Source organism: Nocardia sp. NPDC059240 (genome assembly GCF_042753865.1).
Taxonomy (GTDB): domain Bacteria; phylum Actinomycetota; class Actinomycetes; order Mycobacteriales; family Mycobacteriaceae; genus Nocardia.
Map to the genome: position 1 here is coordinate 249,131 of NZ_JBHZAC010000003.1, position 19,047 is coordinate 268,177.

Genomic DNA, 19,047 nt, shown 5'->3' on the forward strand with positions numbered 1-19,047 from the left:
TTCGCACGCCGGACCGGGTAAATGCGGACAATACGCCGATACCAGCTTCCGGCGGGCAACCACTGTTTCCGATCACCTGCCACACCGCGCCGACCGGCCCGGATGAACTCTTCGCTATCGTTGACGGTGCAATGACCAGGACCGCCGCCACCTCTCGCGAGCTTCGTACCCGCCTGGCCGATCTCTCGATCCGCGACGAGCACCGCTTGCGTCGCCGACTCGACAAGGCCCGCGGCAACGATCTCACCGACCTCGAAGCCGACATCGACGCCGCCCAGCGCCGGGTGGATGCCCGCCGGGCCGCCGTGCCCGTCATCGCGTATCCGGAGCAGCTACCCGTCTCCGCGCGCCGCGACGATATCGCCAAGGCCATCGCCGACAACCAAGTGGTGATCGTGGCCGGTGAGACCGGTTCCGGCAAGACCACCCAGATACCGAAGATCTGCCTGGAACTCGGGCGCGGGATCCGCGGCACCATCGGCCACACCCAGCCGCGGCGACTGGCCGCGCGCACGGTGGCCGAGCGCATCGCCGAGGAACTGGGCACCGAACTCGGTGACGTGGTCGGTTATACGGTCCGCTTCACCGATCAGGCGTCGGACCGCACGCTGGTCAAGCTGATGACCGACGGCATCCTGCTCGCCGAGATCCAGCGCGACCGGCTGCTGCGCCGCTACGACACGATCATCATCGACGAGGCGCACGAGCGCAGTCTCAATATCGACTTCCTGATGGGGTATCTCAAGCAGCTGCTGACCAAGCGGCCGGACCTGAAGATCATCATCACCTCGGCGACCATCGACCCGGAGTTGTTCGCGCGGCACTTCTGTGACGAGAAGGGCACGCCCGCACCGATTGTCGAGGTGTCGGGGCGGTCGTTCCCGGTGGAGATCCGGTATCGCCCACTGTCGCTGGAACTTCCGGTCACCTCCGAGGATCCCGACGACGAGGACACCGAGATCGTCGACCGCGACCCCACCGACGCCATCGGCGACGCGGTGCGGGAACTGCAGGCCGAGGGCGACGGCGACATCCTGGTCTTCCTTTCCGGTGAACGCGAGATCCGCGACACCGCCGATTCGCTGCGCGATATGCGCCTGCGCCACACCGAGATCCTGCCGCTGTACGCGCGGCTCTCGGCGGCCGAACAGCACCGGGTGTTCGAATCGCACACCGGACGGCGCGTGGTGCTGGCCACCAACGTGGCCGAGACCTCGCTGACCGTGCCGGGCATCCGGTACGTGATCGACCCCGGCACGGCCCGCATTTCGCGCTACTCCATGCGCACCAAGGTGCAGCGGCTGCCGATCGAATCGGTCTCGCAAGCGTCGGCGCGCCAGCGTTCGGGCCGCTGTGGTCGTGTCGCGGACGGTATCGCCATCCGGCTGTACTCCGAGGACGACTTCGAATCCCGGCCGCAGTTCACCGAACCGGAGATCCTGCGCACCAATCTGGCCGCGGTCATCCTGCAGATGACCGCGCTCGGGCTCGGCGATATCGAGAGCTTCCCGTTCGTCGAGGCCCCTGACAATCGCGCGATTCGCGACGGCATCGCCCTGCTCGAGGAGCTCGGCGCGCTCGCCCGCCCGGAAGCCGAATCGTCCGCGCGCACCGAGATTCCCGACGCCGGACTGATCCTCACTCCCATCGGCCGCGAGATGGCGCAGATCCCGGTCGACCCCCGCATGTCCCGCATGCTGGTGGAGGCCAACCAGGGCGGCTGTCTGGCCGAAGTGCTGATCATCGTGGCGGCCCTCTCCATCCAGGACGTCCGCGAACGCCCGGTCGAGCACCAGCAGGCTGCCGACACCAAACACGCCCGCTTCATCGTCGAAGGCTCCGACTTCCTGTCCTACCTGCGCCTGTGGGACTACCTCCGAGAACAGCGCAACGCCCTGTCCTCCAACCAGTTCCGCCGCCTCTGCCGCGACGAATTCCTGCACTACCTCCGCATCCGCGAATGGCAGGACCTGCACGGCCAACTCCGCACCATCACCCGCGGCCTCGGCTGGAACACCGAAGGCTCCGACGCCCAATTCGACCGCACCGCCACTGATTCCGACGACGCACAGGACAACGGCCGCAATCGCCGTGGCCGAACCCCGGGTCGTGGTGGGTCCCAAGGCGGACGCGGAAACGCACGTGGCGCGGCCACGGGCGGCGGTCGAGCGGAGTTGGCCGAGAAGCTCGCCGCGAAGGCGGGGCTCGACAATGATTCGCTGCCTTGGGATGTGACGGCTGTTCATCAGGCGTTGCTTTCGGGGATGTTGTCGCATCTCGGGGTGCGGGAGGCGGAGACTCGGGAGTTCCTGGGGGCTCGCAATGCGAAGTTCATGATTTTTCCGGGGTCTTCGCTGGCCAAGAAGCCGCCGCGGTGGGTGATGGCGGCGGAACTCGTCGAGACGTCGCGGTTGTGGGGGCGGACGGCGGCTCGGGTGGAGCCCGAGTGGGCCGAGCGGCTGGCCGGGGACTTGGTGAAACGTACGTATTCCGAGCCGCATTGGTCGGCCAAGCGGGGGGCGGCGGCCGCTTATGAGCGGGTGACGTTGTACGGCCTACCGCTGGTGACGCAGCGGCGGGTGGACTTCGGGCGGATCGATCCGGAGCTGTCGCGGGAGCTGTTCATTCGGCATGCCCTGGTGCAGGGTGAGTGGCAGACGAAGCACGCGTTCTTCGAGCGCAACCGCGAATTGCTCGACGACGTGGCGGATCTGGAGCATCGGGCGCGGCGACGCGACATCCTGGTCGACGATCAGGTGCTCTTCGACTTCTACGACCAGCGCATCCCCGCCGACATCGTCTCGGTGCGGCACTTCGACAGCTGGTGGCGCACCACCCAGCGCAAGGACCCCGACCTGCTGGACTTCACCGCCTCGACCGTGGTGAACGAGGATGCGGCACTGCTGGATCCGACCTCCTACCCCGACCAGTGGCGGCAGGGTGAGCTGACCTTCCCGGTCACCTACCAGTTCGAACCGGGTCAGGCCGACGACGGCGTCACCGTGCACATCCCGATCGCGCAGCTCGCGCACGTGCGTTCGGTCGGCTTCGACTGGCTGGTCCCGGGCATGCGCGAGGAACTCGCAGCGGCGTTCATCAAGACACTGCCGAAACAATTGCGCCGCACCGTCGTCCCGGCCCCGGACTTCGCGAAGGCCGCGCTGGAACGGCTCACCCCACGCGCCGAACCGCTGCGCACGGGCCTGGCGCGGGAGCTGTCCCAGCTGGGTTCGGTGACCATCACGGCCGCGCACCTGGATCCGGCCGGCCTGCCCGACCATCTGCGCATGACCTTCGCCGCCGTCGACCCGTCCGGCACGCTCGTCGCCCGCAGCAAGAGCCTGGCCGAGCTGAAAACCAAGCTGGCCGAACAGGTCTCGAAGTCGGTGGCGCGCGCCAATAACGCCGCCGAACGCGCACCCACCGCGGTGTGGACCTCGGAATCGCTGGGCACGCTGCCGACCTCGGTCAAACGCCAGGTCGCCGGTCAGACCATTACCGGATATCCGGCCCTGGTCGCCGAGTCGGAGGGCGTGGCCGTGCGGGTGCTCAGCTCCCCCGCCGAGCAGGCCGCCGCCATGCGCGCCGGAACCCGAGCCCTGCTGCTGGGCGCGATCACCACCAATACCCGGGCCGTCACCGCGAGCCTGCGCCCCACCGATCGCCTTGCGCTGACCCAGAATCCGTACGGTTCGCTCGACGCGCTGGTCGAGGACTGCCGCGCCTGTGCCGCCGACGAACTCATCGCGGCCAACGGCGGGCCGGTACGCAGTCCGGAGCAGTTCAAGACGCTCGTGGAGAAGGTGCGGCCGCAATTCACCACGGCGGTAGCGAATATCGTCCGCTCGGTGGTCCCGGTCCTGGCCGAGGCACACCGGCTGCGCGCCGCGCTCGCCGAGAACCGCGATCGTGATGCTGGCGACGATGTCACCCAGCAGCTCGACGAGCTGATCTTCCAGGGCTTCATCTCCGAATGGGGCAGTGCCCGTTTGCGGGAGCTGCCCCGGTATCTGGACGCCGCGCGGCTGCGGCTGGAGGCGTTGCCCGCCTCCGCCAACCGCGACCGCGCGGGCATGACCGAACTCGATCGGGTGCATGCCGCGTACGACCGGCTCGTCGCGAATCTCCCCGAGAACCGCCGGGGCGGCCGCGACATCCTCGAAATCTGGTGGATGATCGAGGAACTGCGGGTCAGTCTCTTCGCCCAGCAGCTCGGCACCCCGTACCCGGTCTCCGCCAAGCGAATCGAGAAGGCCATCGACGCGGCTCGCCGCCCGCCCCAGCAGCGCTGAGCCGGGCAATCCGCACTGCCGAGCCGAAACCGAACGGTCCGGCCCCGAATACTTCGGAGCCGGACCGGAAATCGGTGTCGATCGTGGGCTTACTCGACGATCGCACCCACGGCGTTGTCGGCGCGGTGCGCGCGCAGGTCGGCGATCTCACGCTCGAAATCCTCGGCCGAGCTGAAGGATCGGTAAACCGAGGCGAAGCGCAGGTAGGCCACCTCGTCGAGGTTGCGCAGCGGACCGAGGATGGCCAGTCCGACCTCGTGGCTGGGGATCTCGGGGGAACCCTTGGCGCGCACCGCATCCTCGACCTGCTGGGCGAGCAGGTTGAGGGCGTCGGAATCGACCTCGCGGCCCTGGCAGGCGCGGCTGACGCCGCGCACGACCTTCTCCCGACTGAACGGTTCGGTAACGCCGCTGCGCTTCACCACCGACAGGATCGCGGTTTCGACTGTGGTGAACCGGCGCCCACACTCCGGACAGGCACGCCGCCTCCTGATGGCGCTGCCTTCCTCGGCTTCACGTGAGTCGACCACCCTCGAATCGGGATGGCGACAATACGGGCAATGCATCCGGGATCCTTCGTCGATGCCTGGGATCAGAAACCTCGAGCAATATCGAGGATACCGTGACCGGAGTAGTTCCCGACGTCCGCCCGGGTCACCCGGCCGGAATCAGGTGGTCACCTGCCATTGCGCGGTCATATCCGCGAGCAGGTCCGGCAGGCGCTGGACCAGGCGGCCGCTGCTCAGCATCACCGGGAACGGCACCGCCAGAACCGGTCTCGCGACGGCCGGATTCGCGCACAGCTCCAGGTAGCGCGGCAGCAGGTCATGGGTGATGTAGTTCCACCGCGTGTCGCGGTCGGCCCAGTTGAAGTCGGGCAGCGGGGCCCGCAGCGACATACTGCCCGCGGTGAGGGTGACCGGCGCGAAGACGCCGGGTGCGCGCACCCCCGGGACCGCGGCCTTGCCCGCGATGGTGCTCACGTACGTCATGACCCGGCCCATCGACCCGCGGCCGTGCGAGGTGACATCCCACTGGTCGGCGATGATCTGGTTCTGCTCGCGGTCCGTCATACGCAGGGCAGCGTCGGCCAGCCCCGCGCCGGTGCCGGTGGCCACTTCCCGCCACGCGGTGATGGCGTTGTCGTCGAGTACGCCCGCCCGATACATCTCCTCGACCCCGGCCGAGCCGTCGGCCGCGTAGGCCTCGTGCATGGGGACCTGGTCGATGAAGATGTGCTTCTGCATGATCATCAGCCGGGTCTGGTACCAGGCCAGATCGTCGGCGGTAAGCCGCTCGCCCTCGGTGCCGAGGGCACGGATGTCGGCGGGCAGCAGATCCAGCAGCTGTGGCGGAGTCCCGCGCAGCAGGTCGGCGACCGTGCCGCCGAGCTGATGCAGGCCCGGTACGCCGAGGAGCGCGGACACGTCGCCCATATCGAAGAAGCCCGAGGCGAACGATCCGCCGGCCAGACCAGCCAGGCCGGTCCACCAGAAGTCGGGATGAGAGTTGTTGAGCCGCAGGTAGTTCACGTACACCTGGGTGAAGGTGCGGGTATTGGCCGCCACCCCGCGGTCCGGATCCCAGGCGGCCAGGTCGATATCGGCGTTATGGGTCGCGACGACCAGCCAGTACTGATGCAGCAGTGTCGCGTAGTGCCGCGGCTCGATACCCGCGGCCCGGGCCTCGTCGAGGGCCTCGCGCAATTCCGCCGGATCCAGCGGCAGTGCCGGGTTCAAGCCGCCGCCGCCCGCGCCGTCGCCATTGACCGACGGTAGATCCAGGTATGCGGCATAGGCGGATTCGGCGTGCGCGGCCGGAGCCGTCACCAACCCGATCATCAGGCAGGTGAGGACCCCGGCCGTCCGGATCAGCCCTCGAAGTTTCGGCATTACGCCCCCTGTCGCAGTGGTAACCGCTGTCACATTCAGGGGGACGGTAGCAACACGTTTCAGTTTTCAATCTGCATTTTCGGCCATCGTGGTGGCCGTCGATCCGGATCATGAACGCGGGCTATGGCACGGCAACCGCCACAGCAGCGCCACCGCTATCACTATCGCGCGGGCGCGGGGGCCAGCTGCACCACGGGCGCGGTGGTCTGCGAATCGAAGTCGCCGGAACGCAATTGGGCCAGGCCGATCAGACCCGCCACGGCGAGCGCACTTACCAAAGCGGTGACGGCCAGTGCCGCGAGACTCGCCTGCGCACGCTGCATCCGATCGAGCGGATGCACGCCCCGGGCGCGTCCGGCCGCGTGTCGCACGACGACATGGTCGCGTCGAACATCGGTGCGAGCCACCGGACGCACCCGGGCGCGGCAGGGCCGATGGACGATGGCGGGACGCGAGATCATCGCGGGCAGGTCGGTGGGCGCACCCTCCGAACGCAGCTCCCACGGGATGCTGTCGAATCCCAAATCACTTCCGAGAGTGTCGATTTCGCTGACCACGGCGCGCATCGAAGAAACCTCCAAGGTAGGGCGGACCGAATGATGCTGGACAACTGACTCGATCATGTGTTCGAAGAACTGATGTTCGAATTTCTACCACGGCCTACCGACAATGTCACTGATTTCCACGACATGCGTCGAACAGATGTTTGATCACACGCGTCACACGGACTACAGTCGAGTCACGAGTTCCCCGGACGCACGGAATCTTCGGATCCAGAGGAGATCAACCGGCGCCGGGAACGAATTCCGGTGAGCGACAGCAGTGAACGGAGGACAGCGGCGGTGAGCGAACACGGCGGCGCGGAAGGTGACAACGGACCCCTTGGTCTCTCAGGAGGCGACTCCCCCTCCGCCGAGTCCACGGGCTCCGGCACGGACCTGACGGTGCGCCAGCGCAAGGTGCTGGAGGTCATCCGCTCCTCGGTGCACGACCGCGGCTATCCGCCCAGCATCCGCGAGATCGGCGATGCCGTCGGTCTCACCTCCACTTCCTCGGTGGCACACCAGCTTCGCGCCCTCGAGCGCAAGGGCTATCTACGCCGCGACCCGAATCGTCCACGCGCCGTGGATGTCCGCGGTCTGGACGAGACGGTCATGCGCGCCGCCGCGGGCATGCCGAAGCTGCGTGCGGTCAATACCGAGGCGGAGTCCACCGACGAGCACCCGATCCCCACCTATGTCCCGGTGCTGGGCCGGATCGCCGCCGGTGGTCCGATCCTGGCCGAGCAGGCGGTGGAGGATGTCTTCCCACTGCCGCGCGAACTGGTCGGCGAGGGCTCGCTGTTCCTGCTCAAGGTCGTCGGTCAGTCCATGATCGATGCCGCCATCTGCGACGGCGACTGGGTGGTCGTGCGTCAGCAGAATGTGGCCGACAACGGTGACATCGTGGCCGCCATGATCGACGGGGAGGCCACGGTGAAGACGTTCAAGCACACCGGTTCCCAGGTGTGGCTGATGCCGCACAACCCCCTGTTCGAGCCGATTCCGGGTAATGACGCCCAGATCCTCGGCAAGGTCGTCACGGTCATCCGCAAGATCTGACCGTGCCGCACTGTCGTGACCCGGTGACCGCCCCGCAGACCGGCCGCCGGGTCACGACAGTCGCTTTTTCCCGATGATTGCGCAGTACTAGTGGGATTGCGCAGTACTAGTGGTTGAGCACGCCGTTCCACACCGCGTGCGCGCCCGAATCCCCCACCCGGTAGGTCTGCCACGCGGCCGCACCTCCCGCAGCAAGTGCCACGATGGCGATGGCCGCGACCGCGGCCCGTCCCACCGGCTTGTCACTCCGCTGCCGCAAATGCGCGAGCACCAGCAGCAGCGCCGAAATCAATAGCGGCGCAACGAAGTACAGCATCTGATGTCCGAGCCTGGCGTGCTCGTCGACGACGGGCGGATTCCCCAGTTGCTTCTGAAACCACTCCCCCGCCTCGATGGTGACCGGCGTCAAGGCCGTGACCACGACCGCGAGCGCGGCGGTCGGCCAGATCAGCCGGGCACGCGCCGCGGGCCAGAACGCGCACAAGACCACCAGCCCCGCGGTCAGCGGTACCAGCACGACGATCACGTGCACGAGCAGGACATGGGCGGGCAGCCCATTGAATGTCGACATATATCGGCTCTTTCGAACTCGGCGAAAAGCCCGGCGTATCAGTACAACGTATGTCGCCCCCATCCGGTTCGGTCCCCGCCCCGAGTCCTCCGGCGAGTCCCGCCGACGGCCCGCCCACCCGGATCGGCCCCCGCGTGGCAGCAGTCGACCCGCCCGCCTGCCACCCCGCGCCGCGAAGCCGTCCAGACCCCGTCATTCCGACCTGCTTCCAGCCGGAATCCACTGAAACCGGTTGCACCACCCCGACGTACGTCGGGGCCGAGAACACGGCGGGATGACGCAGCGCCACCAGGACGCGGCGTTGTCGCGCCAGGCCCGGCCCGCCGGTGACCCCGGTCGATATCGGCGGTCAGCGGAGACACTGGCCGGCGGGAGCCATGGGGTCGGCGGAATTACTCGCCTTCGGTGGGTACCACGATTCGCGTGATGAGTTGTGTGGGCGCCTCGTCCGAGTGCGCGACCGGTGCCGCGGTCGGCGCGGGGGTTTCGGGCGCAGGCTGCGGCTGTGCTGCGACCTCCGGTGCGGGAGACGCAACGGGCTCGGGCGCGACGGGATCGACCGACTGGGGTGCCGGGGTTTCACGGGCGGGAACCGGGAGGACGTCGGCCGGGGCGGCGAGAGCCGGGCCCGGCGGGACCTCGAGTGCGGGGGCGACCGGGGCAACGGGTGCCGGGGCAACCAGTCCATGGGCAGCGGGGGCCGAGACGGGCGGGGCAGATGCCGCGGGCGCGTCAGCCGAGAGGGCGGCGAGGCGGCGGGCGCGGAGGTCACCGCTCAAAACGGCGGTGGCGTGATCGGGGAGGTCGGCGGGGGCACGAACGATGCGGCGGGTGACGTCCTCGGCGGGGGCGGAGGACTCGGGGGCGGCACCGGTGGCGAAGCCGAGGACCTCGTACTGGGCGCCGATGGTCATGACGGCCGAATTCTTGTCGTGCGCAATGTATCCCTGGTTGGTGCCCAGGACGCGGCGCAGGGATTCCAGCCAGCGATGGTCCAGGACCCGGCAGTCGGCCCAGGGGAAGTACTCGAGTCCGGTGCGGAGGTAGAAGCGGTCACCGATGTTCGCGCCGCGCAACAACTCCAGCAGCCAGGCGTCGACGAGATTGGGCTGGGCATTGCGGTAGATGCGGGTGCGCGGGGGAACGGAACCGTTCGCGAATTCGCCGAAGGAGTTCAGCAACTCACCCGGAAACTCTTCTACCTTCCCAAAACCGACGACATCCAAACCAAGAAGTTGCTCCGGAAGTTGGGCGGCAATCCTGCGCTCGTCATGCAGTTTGAACTTCCTATTGATGTTCTCAGTGCGCATTTGTCTCCGACTTCCACCTCACGACTCACGAAACACTAGCATGAACCCAACCGTTTCAGACCAGTTTGGTCGGGCGCCCAGGGTACTCACAGCGCAGCTCCCGCTACAAACCCGCTACCAGCGGTAACGGCTATCACCGCGCAACGAACGGCCCGCTACGAGTCACCGCGGCGCACGGCCCGCAATGATTTCCCCCTGCGTCCGCAGACCTGGATTGCCAGGCTCCCAATAGTTTCCGTGAGCGAACACATCAATCGGCAAGGTGCGCACGACCGGAAGGTCGACAGTGGCTCCGGAAGATGTGAAAACTGTTGCGCGAAATTCGCGATCGGTGGGATCGGTCCCGTGCACGTACTCACCGACCCGGGGTACCGGATCCGCCGGGTCTGCGGTAGCAAACACATGCGCACCGTTGCGGCCCGCAGGAATACCCGCCAATCGCAATTCCGAAACGTTCTCGACCCCGACGCCGGGACTGCCCACGAACACCACCGCATCGGCGTCGAGAAAGTTAGCTCCGGACGCGGCCGCACCGATCACCGTGCTCCCGTAGCTGTGCCCGAGGACGGTGTGACGCGCGGCGATCCCCGGGTGCGAGGCGCGCAGTCCCGCCTCGAAGCGATCCAGCGCGGCCGCGCCGTCACGCGCCCGGCGATCCCCCAGTGCCGCGCGCACATCCGGTGGCGCGTCGTAGCCGTACCACGCGATCACCGATGTCCGGGCGGACGGATCGGCCCGCTGCGCGGCGGCCAGCAGGGCCCGCGAACGCTGCAAGCCCAACCCGATCGCGCTGAGCGGGGAGCCGGTACCGGGGACGAAGGTCGCGATATTGGCCGCGGTATCCGGATTGTTGAGCGCGATCGCGCCGTGGCCACGCTCGTCGACCGCCAGCAGCAGCCGATCCGGCGACGGCGGTCCGAGTTGCTCGGTGAGCGCCGCATACCCAGCGAGGCGCGTCTGTATTTCTCGACGCTCGGCTTCCCACTGCCGCAGCCGAATCCAGCCGTCCTCGGTGGTTGGCGGGCGGACCAGGTCCGGATACCCGTCGAGCAGCCGCCGCTCGGCCTCGACGGCGAGTTTCCTCAGCCGCGGCACCGCACGCCGGTTGTAGTGATCGCGAACCAACGCGGGCAACCCGTCCCGCGAACCGAGCAGCGGATCGGCATCGAACAACGCGTCCTGATCCGCCGGCGAGAGCGAATTCCACAGCGCGCACAGCGCTTTCGGATCCTGCGGCAGTTGCACGGTGCCGTCCAGGAATCCGGCGACCCGCGTGCTCGGCCCGCCTCCGCACGGGTCCACCCGGAGGGCCGAGAGTGCCGCGACCGCGGCGCCCACCCGCGTCCCCGCCCGCTCGTCGACTTCCCCCGCCGTGTCCAGCAGCGGCCCCAGCCGCGCCTGCAATTCCCGAGCCTTGGCGTCGAACCCCGCCTGAAAGATCAAGTCCAGCGCCGGATCTCCGGTCTCCGACCGCGGCGCGTGTACGTCCCCGTGCTCGGAGATCCGGCACCCGTTGTCCCGCGCCTCCTCCGAGATCCCCCGCACCAACCCGCACACCCGCTCGAGCACCACCGCCTCGGTGAGCGCCTCCGCGATCTCGAGCAGCGCGGCCCCCAGGTGATCCCCCGCCAACCGATCCCCCACCGCACGCAGCGCCGCCGCCGTCCCCGCCACCCCTTCCCACCCACTCACCGCAACGTCGACCAGCCGCCCGACATGCGTCATCGCCCCGCCACACACCTCATCGGCCTCCGCGACCGCCGCGCCCGCGAGCCCGATCGCCTCCGGCCCCCACCCGAGCACCTGTGACACACCCGCACGAACCATGCTTCTCCCCACCCCTCGCGCTACCCGACAAGCCCGTCCGCTCAGCACCTCTATCCCTGCGCTACTCACCTCTGTCTGTGCGCTACACCGAACTCTGTCTGCGCGCCCTGCTCAGAAGGTTCGTGTGCAGAACGGGTGCCCTTCGGCGCGCCGTCGGCTCCGGACGCGAATATCGTTGCGGCATTGCGGGCCTCGTGGGCCATCCCCGGCTGGTTTCCGGCCGTGGAGAACGCGGGCCGCCACTTCGTCGACGGCGGCGCGGCCTCCACCGCCCTCGGCCATAACCACTTGCCGTCATTCCGGCCTTGTCCGAATGACGAAAGGGTTCCGACGCAAAGTCTCTGGCGGCTTCACCCCCGTCAGCGCCCTACCGGCACTCGCGTGCCTACGGTTTCGATGTAGCGCGCGGCCGCGCGCCTCCGGGTGGACCGGTGGTCAGGCGGTGGGGTGTAGGTAGGCGTCCAGCTGGGTTTTCAGGGTTTGTTCGGTGGCCTCGTAGGTGGCGCTTGCCTGGTCGGTGGCGTCGGCGAGGGAGTGCAGGCGGTCGGCGAGGTGGTGCAGGGTGGCCACCGCGGGGGCGGCGACGGTGGCGGCGGCCGAGCCGAGGGCCGAGTTGGGCATGGAGCGGGCTACTTTCGCAAGGAGATCGACCGGGTCGATGGTTGCGATGGTGTCGGCCTCGTTGCGGATGCCCGCAGCCATGATTCGCAGCGCCGTCAGATCCGCGTGCAGCATTTCCGTCATGTTTCCCCCCACGTCGTTGTGGTCCACACCCTAGCGGGGGCCGGGCCAGGAGGCGGGGCGAGCAGCGTGGGGTGTGGACAGCGCAGCGGCTGTTCACATTTCGGGGCGGGGCAGGTCAGCGGGCGGCGCGGGCGGCGTCTCGGGCCAGGGCGCGGTCGCGCTGTTCCTCGAAGCGCACGACGTCCTTGGCCATCTTCTCCAGGAAGGCGGCCAGGCCCTCGCGGAGGCGTTCGCCGCGGGCGGTGAAGTCGGTGCGGTCGAAGACATTCCATTTGCGCAGCACGGGCCAGATGACCTCGTCGAGGTGCTGGCGCAGATCGTAGATGCCGTGTTTGGCGATGATCACGCTGTTGCGCCGGAAGTCCGGCATGCCCGCGCCGGGCATGCGGAAGTTCTCGATAACGGCGCTGATGGCGGCCAGCGCGTCGTCGGGGACGAGGTCGAGGGTGGCTCCGCAGATATTGCGGTAGAAGACCATGTGCAGGTTCTCGTCCGCGGCGATGCGGGTGAGCAGGCGGTCGGCGATCGGGTCCTGGCAGACCTTGCCGGTATTGCGGTGCGAGACGCGGGTGGCCAATTCCTGGAAGGTCACGTAGGCGACGCCGTGCAGGACCGCGTGGTCGCCGGTGCCGGTGGGGTCGTCGACACCCTGTGACATGCAGGCCATCCGCGCGTGTTCGAGCGCGACCGGGTCGACGCCGCGGGTGACGACCAGGTAGTCGCGCAACACGATCCCGTGCCGGTTCTCCTCGGCGGTCCAGCGGTCCACCCAGGTGCGCCAGGCCCCGTCGCGGGAGAAGGCGTCGGAGATCAGCCGGTGGTAGGAGGGCAGGTTGTCCTCGGTGAGCAGATTGGTGACCATGGCGGCCCGGGCGACTTCACCGAGCCTGGATTGCTCGGGCTCCCAATCGATTCCGCCCATGGCGGCGAAGTTGCGCCCCTCGCTCCAGGGCACGTAGTCGTGCGGGTGCCATTCCTTGGCCAGCGACAGATGCCGGTTCAGATTCGCTTCCGCCACCGGTTCGAGTTCGGCCAGTAGTGCTTCGGGCGTCATGGTTACGGCCACGTCGGGTCCCTGCTGTACGACTTTGTTTTCTATTCTCGGTCCGCCTCGACCGATCCCCGTTCGCGAGCCTACCCGGATATTTGCGGTATCGCCTTGCCACCGCTGGAAGACGACCGTTCGATTTTGATCTTCGATTCGTGTTCAATGTGACGGGCATCGTGTTCGATGTGACTGGCAATCGAATTCCCGCAGGCCGCGAATCCACGCGACTATTCGGGCAACACCCGTGATCCCCGCGCCGACCGCGTTAATGTCGATCTGCGCGTGCGCGATTCACCGGGGAAATATGCGATACCTGAGGAGGGCAGATGGCGGCCGTTCCCGCAGCTGCGAGAAAGGCACTACCCACCGTCGTATTCACCGCGCTGGTCGCGGCCGCCGCCGTCTGGCAGCGGGATGCGGTCCTGACCGGCGTGCACGCCCTCGCCGGGGCCGACCCGCGCTGGCTGCTGGTCGCCGCGCTCGCCACCCTGGCCCTCTGGCCCACCTCGGTTTTCATGCTGCGCGGTTCGATTCCCGCCGATACCTCCGCCCGGCAGTTGTTCGCACTGCAGCTCGCGGTGCCCGCGATCGGCCTGGTGCCCGCCGCGTCGTTGCTGCTGCGGGTTCGCTTCCTGCGCCGCACCGGCCTGTCGCACGCGGGGGCGGTGGGTTCCATGGCGTTGATGGGATTCGCCGCGCTGATGGTGCGGGTTCCCCTGGTGATCATCGCGGCATTGGCCGCACCCGGCCTGATGAGCCGCAATGGCGCGCAACCGCCGTGGCACGGTCTGGGCGCTCGCATCGCGGGCTGGTGGCACCACGGTGTCACCGATAATCCTTGGCGCACAGCCGGATTCATCGTCGCCGCGGTGGCCGTCGCCGGAATTCTGCTGGGGCTCGCGGCGCTGGCATTGAATCGCCGGGTGCGTGAGCACGGCGGGTGGCGGGGGCTACCCGCACGGGTGCGGCACGCCCGCTCGGATGCCCTGATCGCCTGGAAGTCGGTGGCCGCCACCGCGATCCGCCCGCGCCGGGCCGCCGCGCTGTGGATCTGCGCTTTGATTCAGCCGCTGCTGATGGTGGTGGCGCTGTGGGCGGTGCTGCACGCGGTCGGCGCGGACCTGAGCCTGCCCGATACCTTCGTCGTCGAACTCGTGACCGTGGCCCTGGCGCCACTGCTGCCGTCCCCGAACGGCGTGGCCACCAAGGAGATCACCATCGCGGCCGGGCTGACCGCCGTGGCCGGCTTGACCGGCGGGGTGGCGGTGGGTGTGGCCCTGGGGTTCCGGTTGCTCACCTTCTGGTGCCAGATTCCCCTGGGCCTGGCCTCGTTCGCCTATCTGAACCACCGCCGCGCCATCTGAGCGCACGCGTCCGGCGGTCCGGATCGGCGGGTGTGACTACTTGTTGATCTGGCAGTCGATGGTCGAGAACTTCGCGACGCCACCCCAGGTGGTCTGGGCGACGCCCTGCGCCTGACGCTTGTTGCGCTTGGCCTCCACGGTGAGCGTCGGCAACGCCTCTCCCGCCCAGGTCTGCGCATTGCAGGTGTAGGTCGCCACGTCCGCCTGCGCGGGGGCGGCGACGGCGGTGACCGCCGGGGCGAGGGCGAACATGGCCACGGGCAGGCCGATCAGATACTTCTTGCTCACTTCGGACTCCTTGTGCGATCTCGGGGTGAGCCGGGCAAACAGCAGCCTGGATTCTCGCACGACCTCGGCGAGCCCGCCGACGAAGCGGCCGATCATGGTCGACGATGGGGGCACTTTCTACGGCCTGGCACCGTTGATCACGGTAAGGCGGCCACTACGAAGGAGTTCGCCATGTCGTTCATCGGGAGCCTGCTCGGTCTGGCTCTGACCCTGTTCATGCTGGTGTTGATCGCGCGTCTGATCCTGGATTGGATCGTCACGCTCAGCGACAACCCGCAGGGCATCCGCAAGCCCCGAGAGATCGTCTACAAGATCACCGAACCCGTCATCGCGCCGGTGCGCCGGGTGTTGAAACCGGTCCGCTTCGGCAGTGTGCAGGTCGATCTGGCCTTCACGGTGGTGTTCATCGCGGTGCTGATCCTGCGCGCGGTGGTGTTCAGCCTGTAGCGGTCAGCGTGCGGGTTCGATCCGCACGAGGGTCGTGTACTGGGCCGCGGCCACGATATCGCCGGGGTCCGGGGTGCCGTCATCGCGATTGCGCACCCCGTAGTACTTGGAGTCGCCGGGCATGGCGCTCAGGAACTTTCCCAGACTCTGCGCGACCGCGGTGGGGTCGGTGATCGGGGTGGCGACGGCGGTCACGGTGCGCCCGGCCAGCAGCAGTTGGACGGGTGCTCCGCCGCGCAGGTTCTGCCACCACTTGCTGTCGGTGTAGCAGTTGAGCACCTCCCCGTCGGGGAAGTAGCGGACGACGGCGGTGTAGCGGTTGCCGCTCTTGCGACCGGTGAAGGTCAGCAGCATGGTGTTTCGGCTCATCACCCGGTGCAGCGGCGAACGCAGCAGGGCTTTGACGACGACATTGACATAGCCCGGGACCGTGGGCGGGGCGGTGGTGGCGCTCATGCTCTCCACCGAACCACCGGCACGGCCGCCGCACATCGGGACTATCCCTGAGATGCGCCCGGATTCGCGGACACCATCGGTTCGACGGCGGTCTCGGGAAATCGATTGGGGCGCAACAGGAGAATGGTCGCGAGCCCGAGCAGCCCCGCGCCGGCGATGGCGATGCGGGCACCGGTGAGTGTGGCGAGCAGGCCGCCCAGCGCGGTCAAGGTGGCGATGGTGGCACTGCTGGTGATCGACCAGGCCGACAGGGTGCGGGTGGTGCGGTCGGCGGCGGTCTGTTCCAGCCGGAAGGTGGCGTAGACGGGATTGAAGACCCCGCAGCAGGTGATGAGCCCGGCTTCCACCGCGACCACCAGCAACAGCCCACCGGTTCCCGGGCCGACCAGCCCCAGGGCGGGTAGCCAGCAGGCCCGCAGCATGCCGGCCCCGAGCAGCACCGAGCGCTGACCGAATCGTTCCACCAGCGGGGTGGCCAGCCGCGAACCGAGCAGGCCGCCGAGGCACGGCAGCCCGTACGCCAGCCCGTATTGCCAGGGCGCGAACCCGAGATCGCGCAGCATGAGCACGGCCAGCAGCGGTGAGGTCGTCATGACCAGCCCGTTGAGCAGCACGGTATTGAAGAACAGGGGTCGCAGGGTGCGGTGGCCGAGGATGTATCGCCAGCCTTCGGCCAGCTCGCTGAGCCGGAATCCGCCACTGCCGCGCGATGTTTCATCGTTGCCGGCCCGCACGGGGTACGCCTCGCCGCCGCCGATGGCACGAATGCCCAACGCGGACAACAGAAAGCTGAACGAATTCGCCACGACCGTCAGCATCGGCCCGAAGATCCCGATCGCCGCGCCTCCGAGCGGCGGACCCAGCACCGCGGCGGTCCACATGGTGGATTCGAATCGCCCGTTGGCGGTGAGCAGCTGTTCTCGGGGCACCAGCATCTTCAGGTGGGCTCCCGAGGCGGCCTTGAACACCATGTCGGAGGCCACGACGAGCACCGAGACCACCAGCAGCTGCGCGAAGCTCAGCAGCCCGGCCGCGTAGGCCAGCGGCACACTGAGCACCACTGCGAAGCGCACCAGATCGGTGGCGATCATGACCGGCCGCTTGCGCCGGAATTCCAGCCACGGCCCGAGCGGCACCGTCAACAGCGCGCCGACCGCCAATCCGGCGGCCGCCAGCAGCGAGATCTGTCCCGGGCCGGCGTGCAGGACCAGCACCGCGATCAGCGGAAACGAGTCGAAGGCCAGCCAGGTTCCGGCGGTGCTGACCGCGAATGCGGTCCACAGCCAGCCGAATTGGCGCCCCAATGATCGTTTGCCCGCCATACCCGTCCGCCTCCACACCGTCGACCCTCACCCGTTCTGCCGCCGCAAGAGAAGCAGAGTCGCGGCGGCCGGATCAAACAACCGCGTCCCACGCGAGCCACAACCCGCCGTTGTACACGCTGATGAGCGACCAAGCCTGAGATCCGGTGCGGGTCGCCGCGAGATCGGCCGCGTGTCCCGGAATATCCTCCCGCCGACGGTGATTGGATCCAGGCATGACGAGCGCTGACTTGCTGGTGGATGGCTTCGGACGAATCAAGGAGAACGTGCACGGCGCGCTCGCGGGCCTCACACAGGAGGAGTTGGGCGTCCGCATCGACGGGACCGCGAACTCCATCGCCTGGCTGATCTGGCATCTGACCCGGGTGCAGGACGACCATGTGGCCGATGTCGCCGGGATCGAACAGGTGTGGACGGCGGCGGGCTGGGCCAAGCGCTTCGAGTTGCCCTTCGACGAGGCGGCGCACGGCTACGGGCACAGTTCGGCGGATGTGGCGGAACTGGCCGGCGTTCCGGCCGAATTGCTGCTGGGCTATTTCGACGCGGTCCACGATCAGACCATTGAGTACGTTTCTAAGTTGACCGACGCCGATCTCCCCCGCATTGTCGATACCCGCTGGGATCCGCCGGTTACCCTCGGTGTCCGGTTGATCAGTGTGATCGACGACGACGCCCAGCATTCGGGCCAGGCGGCGCTGCTTCGCGGCATTCTGCTGCGGCGGCGCTGATCGCATTAATCGGTATGACCGTTTTCACCCAACGGCGAGATCGATAGCGTTGATCATGAAATCGATCGGGCGGAGAATAGCGAAATGGCTTTCTCCGTCGATCGATTCGATCATGTGGTGATCAACTGCTCCGATCCCGCGGCCACCGCCGACTGGTATGCCCGGGTGCTGGGCATGACCGTCGAGAAGTTCGGCCCGTCCGGGCGGACCGCGTTGCGCTTCGGCAATCAGAAGATCAACCTGCGCCCACTGGGCGCGCTGGACACCGATCCCGCGTGGACCACCGCCGCCACCGAAGCCGCCGGGGCACAGGACCTCTGCTTCATCACGACGGCCTCGCCGGACGAGGTGGGCGCGCACCTCACCGCATGCGGGGTGACGATCGAGCAGGGCCCGGTGACCAAGATCGGGGCGCTGGGCGACATGACCTCGCACTACTGCCGCGACCTGGACGGGAACCTGATCGAGATCGCCGTCTATCCGTCCTGACGAGGATCCTTTCAGCGGCCCGGTGCGGGAGCGTTCGGAGTCGGAGTGGTGGCGGGTAGCCCCGGTAGTCCGGCATCAGGGGTTCCCGCACCGGCCTTGGAGCCGATGTCCTTGTAGCCGAACACCTTCCAGGCTCCATTCACCTTCATCAGGTCGACGTACTCGGTGACCGAGCCGGCGGTCGGATCGGCCTGCCCCGGGGCCTTGCCGGTCAGCTTGACCACGCCGAGGATGCGGATCAGATTGTCGTTCTGGCTCACCACCGCCGTATCGCCGACGGCACCGGTCATGCTGGCGTCGGCCTCGGTGAGCAGGCTCAGCATCGCTTTGGTCTGGCGCACTTGATCTTTGAGAGTGTCGGTGGTGGCCGCGATCATGGCGGTATTCCACTTGTCCATGCCCTTGTCGCGCTCGGCGTCGACGGTGTACGCGGTGACCAGGAAGTCCGACCCGGCCTTCAGGGCGGCATCGCGGTCGGACTGCTGGGCGCGCTGAACCGACGCCGTCTTGTCGAGATCGGCTCGGGCGGTGGCGAAATGGACGGCCCCGAACCCGAGTCCGCCGACCCCGACAGCGACCACCGCCGCTGCGGCGGCCACGAGGGGCAGCCGTACCGTGCGCTCCCGAGGCGGCGTGGTGGTCTTCTCATCCTTGGTGGTCATGTGATT

The 19,047-nt window shown here is 67.9% G+C and carries 18 protein-coding genes and 1 pseudogene; 7 read left to right on the forward strand and 12 right to left on the reverse strand.

Annotated features, from left to right (window positions below; all coding sequences use genetic code 11):
• The first annotated feature begins 131 nt into the window (after positions 1 to 131).
• Positions 132 to 4,292: an ATP-dependent RNA helicase HrpA gene (gene hrpA, locus ACFXHA_RS11435; RefSeq protein ID WP_379355517.1), complete on the forward strand. Its 4,161-nt coding sequence runs from the start codon at positions 132 to 134 to the stop codon at positions 4,290 to 4,292.
• A gap of 89 nt (positions 4,293 to 4,381) precedes the next feature.
• Here hrpA and nrdR read toward each other — a convergent pair whose 3' ends face one another.
• From nrdR to ACFXHA_RS11450, 3 genes are all read right to left on the reverse strand, one after another.
• Positions 4,382 to 4,858 carry a transcriptional regulator NrdR gene (nrdR, locus tag ACFXHA_RS11440; protein ID WP_379355519.1) on the reverse strand — a complete coding sequence of 159 codons (477 nt, stop codon included), beginning with the start codon at positions 4,856 to 4,858 and terminating at the stop codon, positions 4,382 to 4,384.
• 102 nt (positions 4,859 to 4,960) lie between these two features.
• Positions 4,961 to 6,184, reverse strand: coding sequence for a hypothetical protein (locus tag ACFXHA_RS11445; RefSeq protein ID WP_379355521.1), 1,224 nt, complete (start codon positions 6,182 to 6,184; stop codon positions 4,961 to 4,963).
• A 161-nt stretch (positions 6,185 to 6,345) separates the two neighbouring features.
• Positions 6,346 to 6,750: a hypothetical protein gene (locus tag ACFXHA_RS11450; protein ID WP_379355523.1), complete on the reverse strand. Its 405-nt coding sequence runs from the start codon at positions 6,748 to 6,750 to the stop codon at positions 6,346 to 6,348.
• A 243-nt stretch (positions 6,751 to 6,993) separates the two neighbouring features.
• On the opposite strand from ACFXHA_RS11450, the gene lexA reads away from it, so the two are divergent.
• On the forward strand, positions 6,994 to 7,785 hold the full coding sequence (gene lexA, locus ACFXHA_RS11455) for a transcriptional repressor LexA (protein WP_379355525.1): 792 nt from the start codon (positions 6,994 to 6,996) through the stop codon (positions 7,783 to 7,785).
• Positions 7,786 to 7,891: 106 nt separating this feature from the next.
• Here lexA and ACFXHA_RS11460 read toward each other — a convergent pair whose 3' ends face one another.
• The 3 genes from ACFXHA_RS11460 to ACFXHA_RS11470 form a co-directional block, all read right to left on the reverse strand.
• On the reverse strand, positions 7,892 to 8,356 hold the full coding sequence (locus ACFXHA_RS11460; protein ID WP_379355527.1) for a DUF2231 domain-containing protein: 465 nt from the start codon (positions 8,354 to 8,356) through the stop codon (positions 7,892 to 7,894).
• Positions 8,357 to 8,748: 392 nt separating this feature from the next.
• Positions 8,749 to 9,666, reverse strand: a complete 918-nt coding sequence (locus tag ACFXHA_RS11465; RefSeq protein WP_379355529.1) for a hypothetical protein — start codon at positions 9,664 to 9,666, stop codon at positions 8,749 to 8,751.
• Positions 9,667 to 9,828: 162 nt separating this feature from the next.
• The gene (locus tag ACFXHA_RS11470; protein WP_379355531.1) at positions 9,829 to 11,493 is read right to left on the reverse strand and encodes an alpha/beta hydrolase; all 1,665 of its coding nucleotides are present in this window, start codon (positions 11,491 to 11,493) and stop codon (positions 9,829 to 9,831) included.
• Positions 11,494 to 11,622: 129 nt separating this feature from the next.
• Between ACFXHA_RS11470 and ACFXHA_RS11475 the strand changes: the two are divergent.
• Positions 11,623 to 11,787 (forward strand): annotated as a pseudogene (locus ACFXHA_RS11475) (patatin-like phospholipase family protein); the annotation flags it as partial.
• 141 nt (positions 11,788 to 11,928) lie between these two features.
• Here the strand turns inward: ACFXHA_RS11475 and ACFXHA_RS11480 are convergent.
• Together ACFXHA_RS11480 and ACFXHA_RS11485 are read right to left on the reverse strand one after the other, a co-directional pair.
• On the reverse strand, positions 11,929 to 12,237 hold the full coding sequence (locus ACFXHA_RS11480; RefSeq protein ID WP_379355533.1) for a hypothetical protein: 309 nt from the start codon (positions 12,235 to 12,237) through the stop codon (positions 11,929 to 11,931).
• Positions 12,238 to 12,352: 115 nt separating this feature from the next.
• On the reverse strand, positions 12,353 to 13,291 hold the full coding sequence (locus ACFXHA_RS11485; protein ID WP_379356635.1) for an acyl-ACP desaturase: 939 nt from the start codon (positions 13,289 to 13,291) through the stop codon (positions 12,353 to 12,355).
• A 320-nt stretch (positions 13,292 to 13,611) separates the two neighbouring features.
• Between ACFXHA_RS11485 and ACFXHA_RS11490 the strand changes: the two genes are divergently transcribed.
• Entirely contained in the window at positions 13,612 to 14,649 is a 1,038-nt protein-coding gene (locus ACFXHA_RS11490) for a lysylphosphatidylglycerol synthase domain-containing protein (protein WP_379355535.1), read from the forward strand.
• 36 nt (positions 14,650 to 14,685) lie between these two features.
• Here the strand turns inward: ACFXHA_RS11490 and ACFXHA_RS11495 are convergent, their stop codons facing one another.
• A complete protein-coding gene (locus ACFXHA_RS11495; RefSeq protein ID WP_379355537.1) occupies positions 14,686 to 14,937 on the reverse strand; it encodes a hypothetical protein in 252 nt (83 codons plus the stop codon).
• 171 nt (positions 14,938 to 15,108) lie between these two features.
• Between ACFXHA_RS11495 and ACFXHA_RS11500 the strand changes: the two genes are divergently transcribed.
• Positions 15,109 to 15,384: a YggT family protein gene (locus ACFXHA_RS11500; RefSeq protein WP_379355539.1), complete on the forward strand. Its 276-nt coding sequence runs from the start codon at positions 15,109 to 15,111 to the stop codon at positions 15,382 to 15,384.
• Positions 15,385 to 15,387: 3 nt separating this feature from the next.
• On the opposite strand, the gene ACFXHA_RS11505 is transcribed toward ACFXHA_RS11500, so the two are convergent.
• Positions 15,388 to 15,840: a hypothetical protein gene (locus ACFXHA_RS11505; RefSeq protein WP_379355541.1), complete on the reverse strand. Its 453-nt coding sequence runs from the start codon at positions 15,838 to 15,840 to the stop codon at positions 15,388 to 15,390.
• A 41-nt stretch (positions 15,841 to 15,881) separates the two neighbouring features.
• Complete coding sequence (locus ACFXHA_RS11510) at positions 15,882 to 17,162, reverse strand: MFS transporter (RefSeq protein ID WP_379355543.1); 1,281 nt, start codon at positions 17,160 to 17,162, stop codon at positions 15,882 to 15,884.
• 215 nt (positions 17,163 to 17,377) lie between these two features.
• On the opposite strand from ACFXHA_RS11510, the gene ACFXHA_RS11515 reads away from it, so the two are divergent.
• Together ACFXHA_RS11515 and ACFXHA_RS11520 are read left to right on the forward strand one after the other, a co-directional pair.
• Positions 17,378 to 17,890: a DUF664 domain-containing protein gene (locus tag ACFXHA_RS11515; RefSeq protein ID WP_379355545.1), complete on the forward strand. Its 513-nt coding sequence runs from the start codon at positions 17,378 to 17,380 to the stop codon at positions 17,888 to 17,890.
• A gap of 84 nt (positions 17,891 to 17,974) precedes the next feature.
• Positions 17,975 to 18,379 carry a VOC family protein gene (locus ACFXHA_RS11520; protein WP_379355547.1) on the forward strand — a complete coding sequence of 135 codons (405 nt, stop codon included), beginning with the start codon at positions 17,975 to 17,977 and terminating at the stop codon, positions 18,377 to 18,379.
• 11 nt (positions 18,380 to 18,390) lie between these two features.
• Here the strand turns inward: ACFXHA_RS11520 and ACFXHA_RS11525 are convergent, their stop codons facing one another.
• Complete coding sequence (locus ACFXHA_RS11525; RefSeq protein ID WP_379355549.1) at positions 18,391 to 19,041, reverse strand: hypothetical protein; 651 nt, start codon at positions 19,039 to 19,041, stop codon at positions 18,391 to 18,393.
• Positions 19,042 to 19,047: the final 6 nt, after the last annotated feature.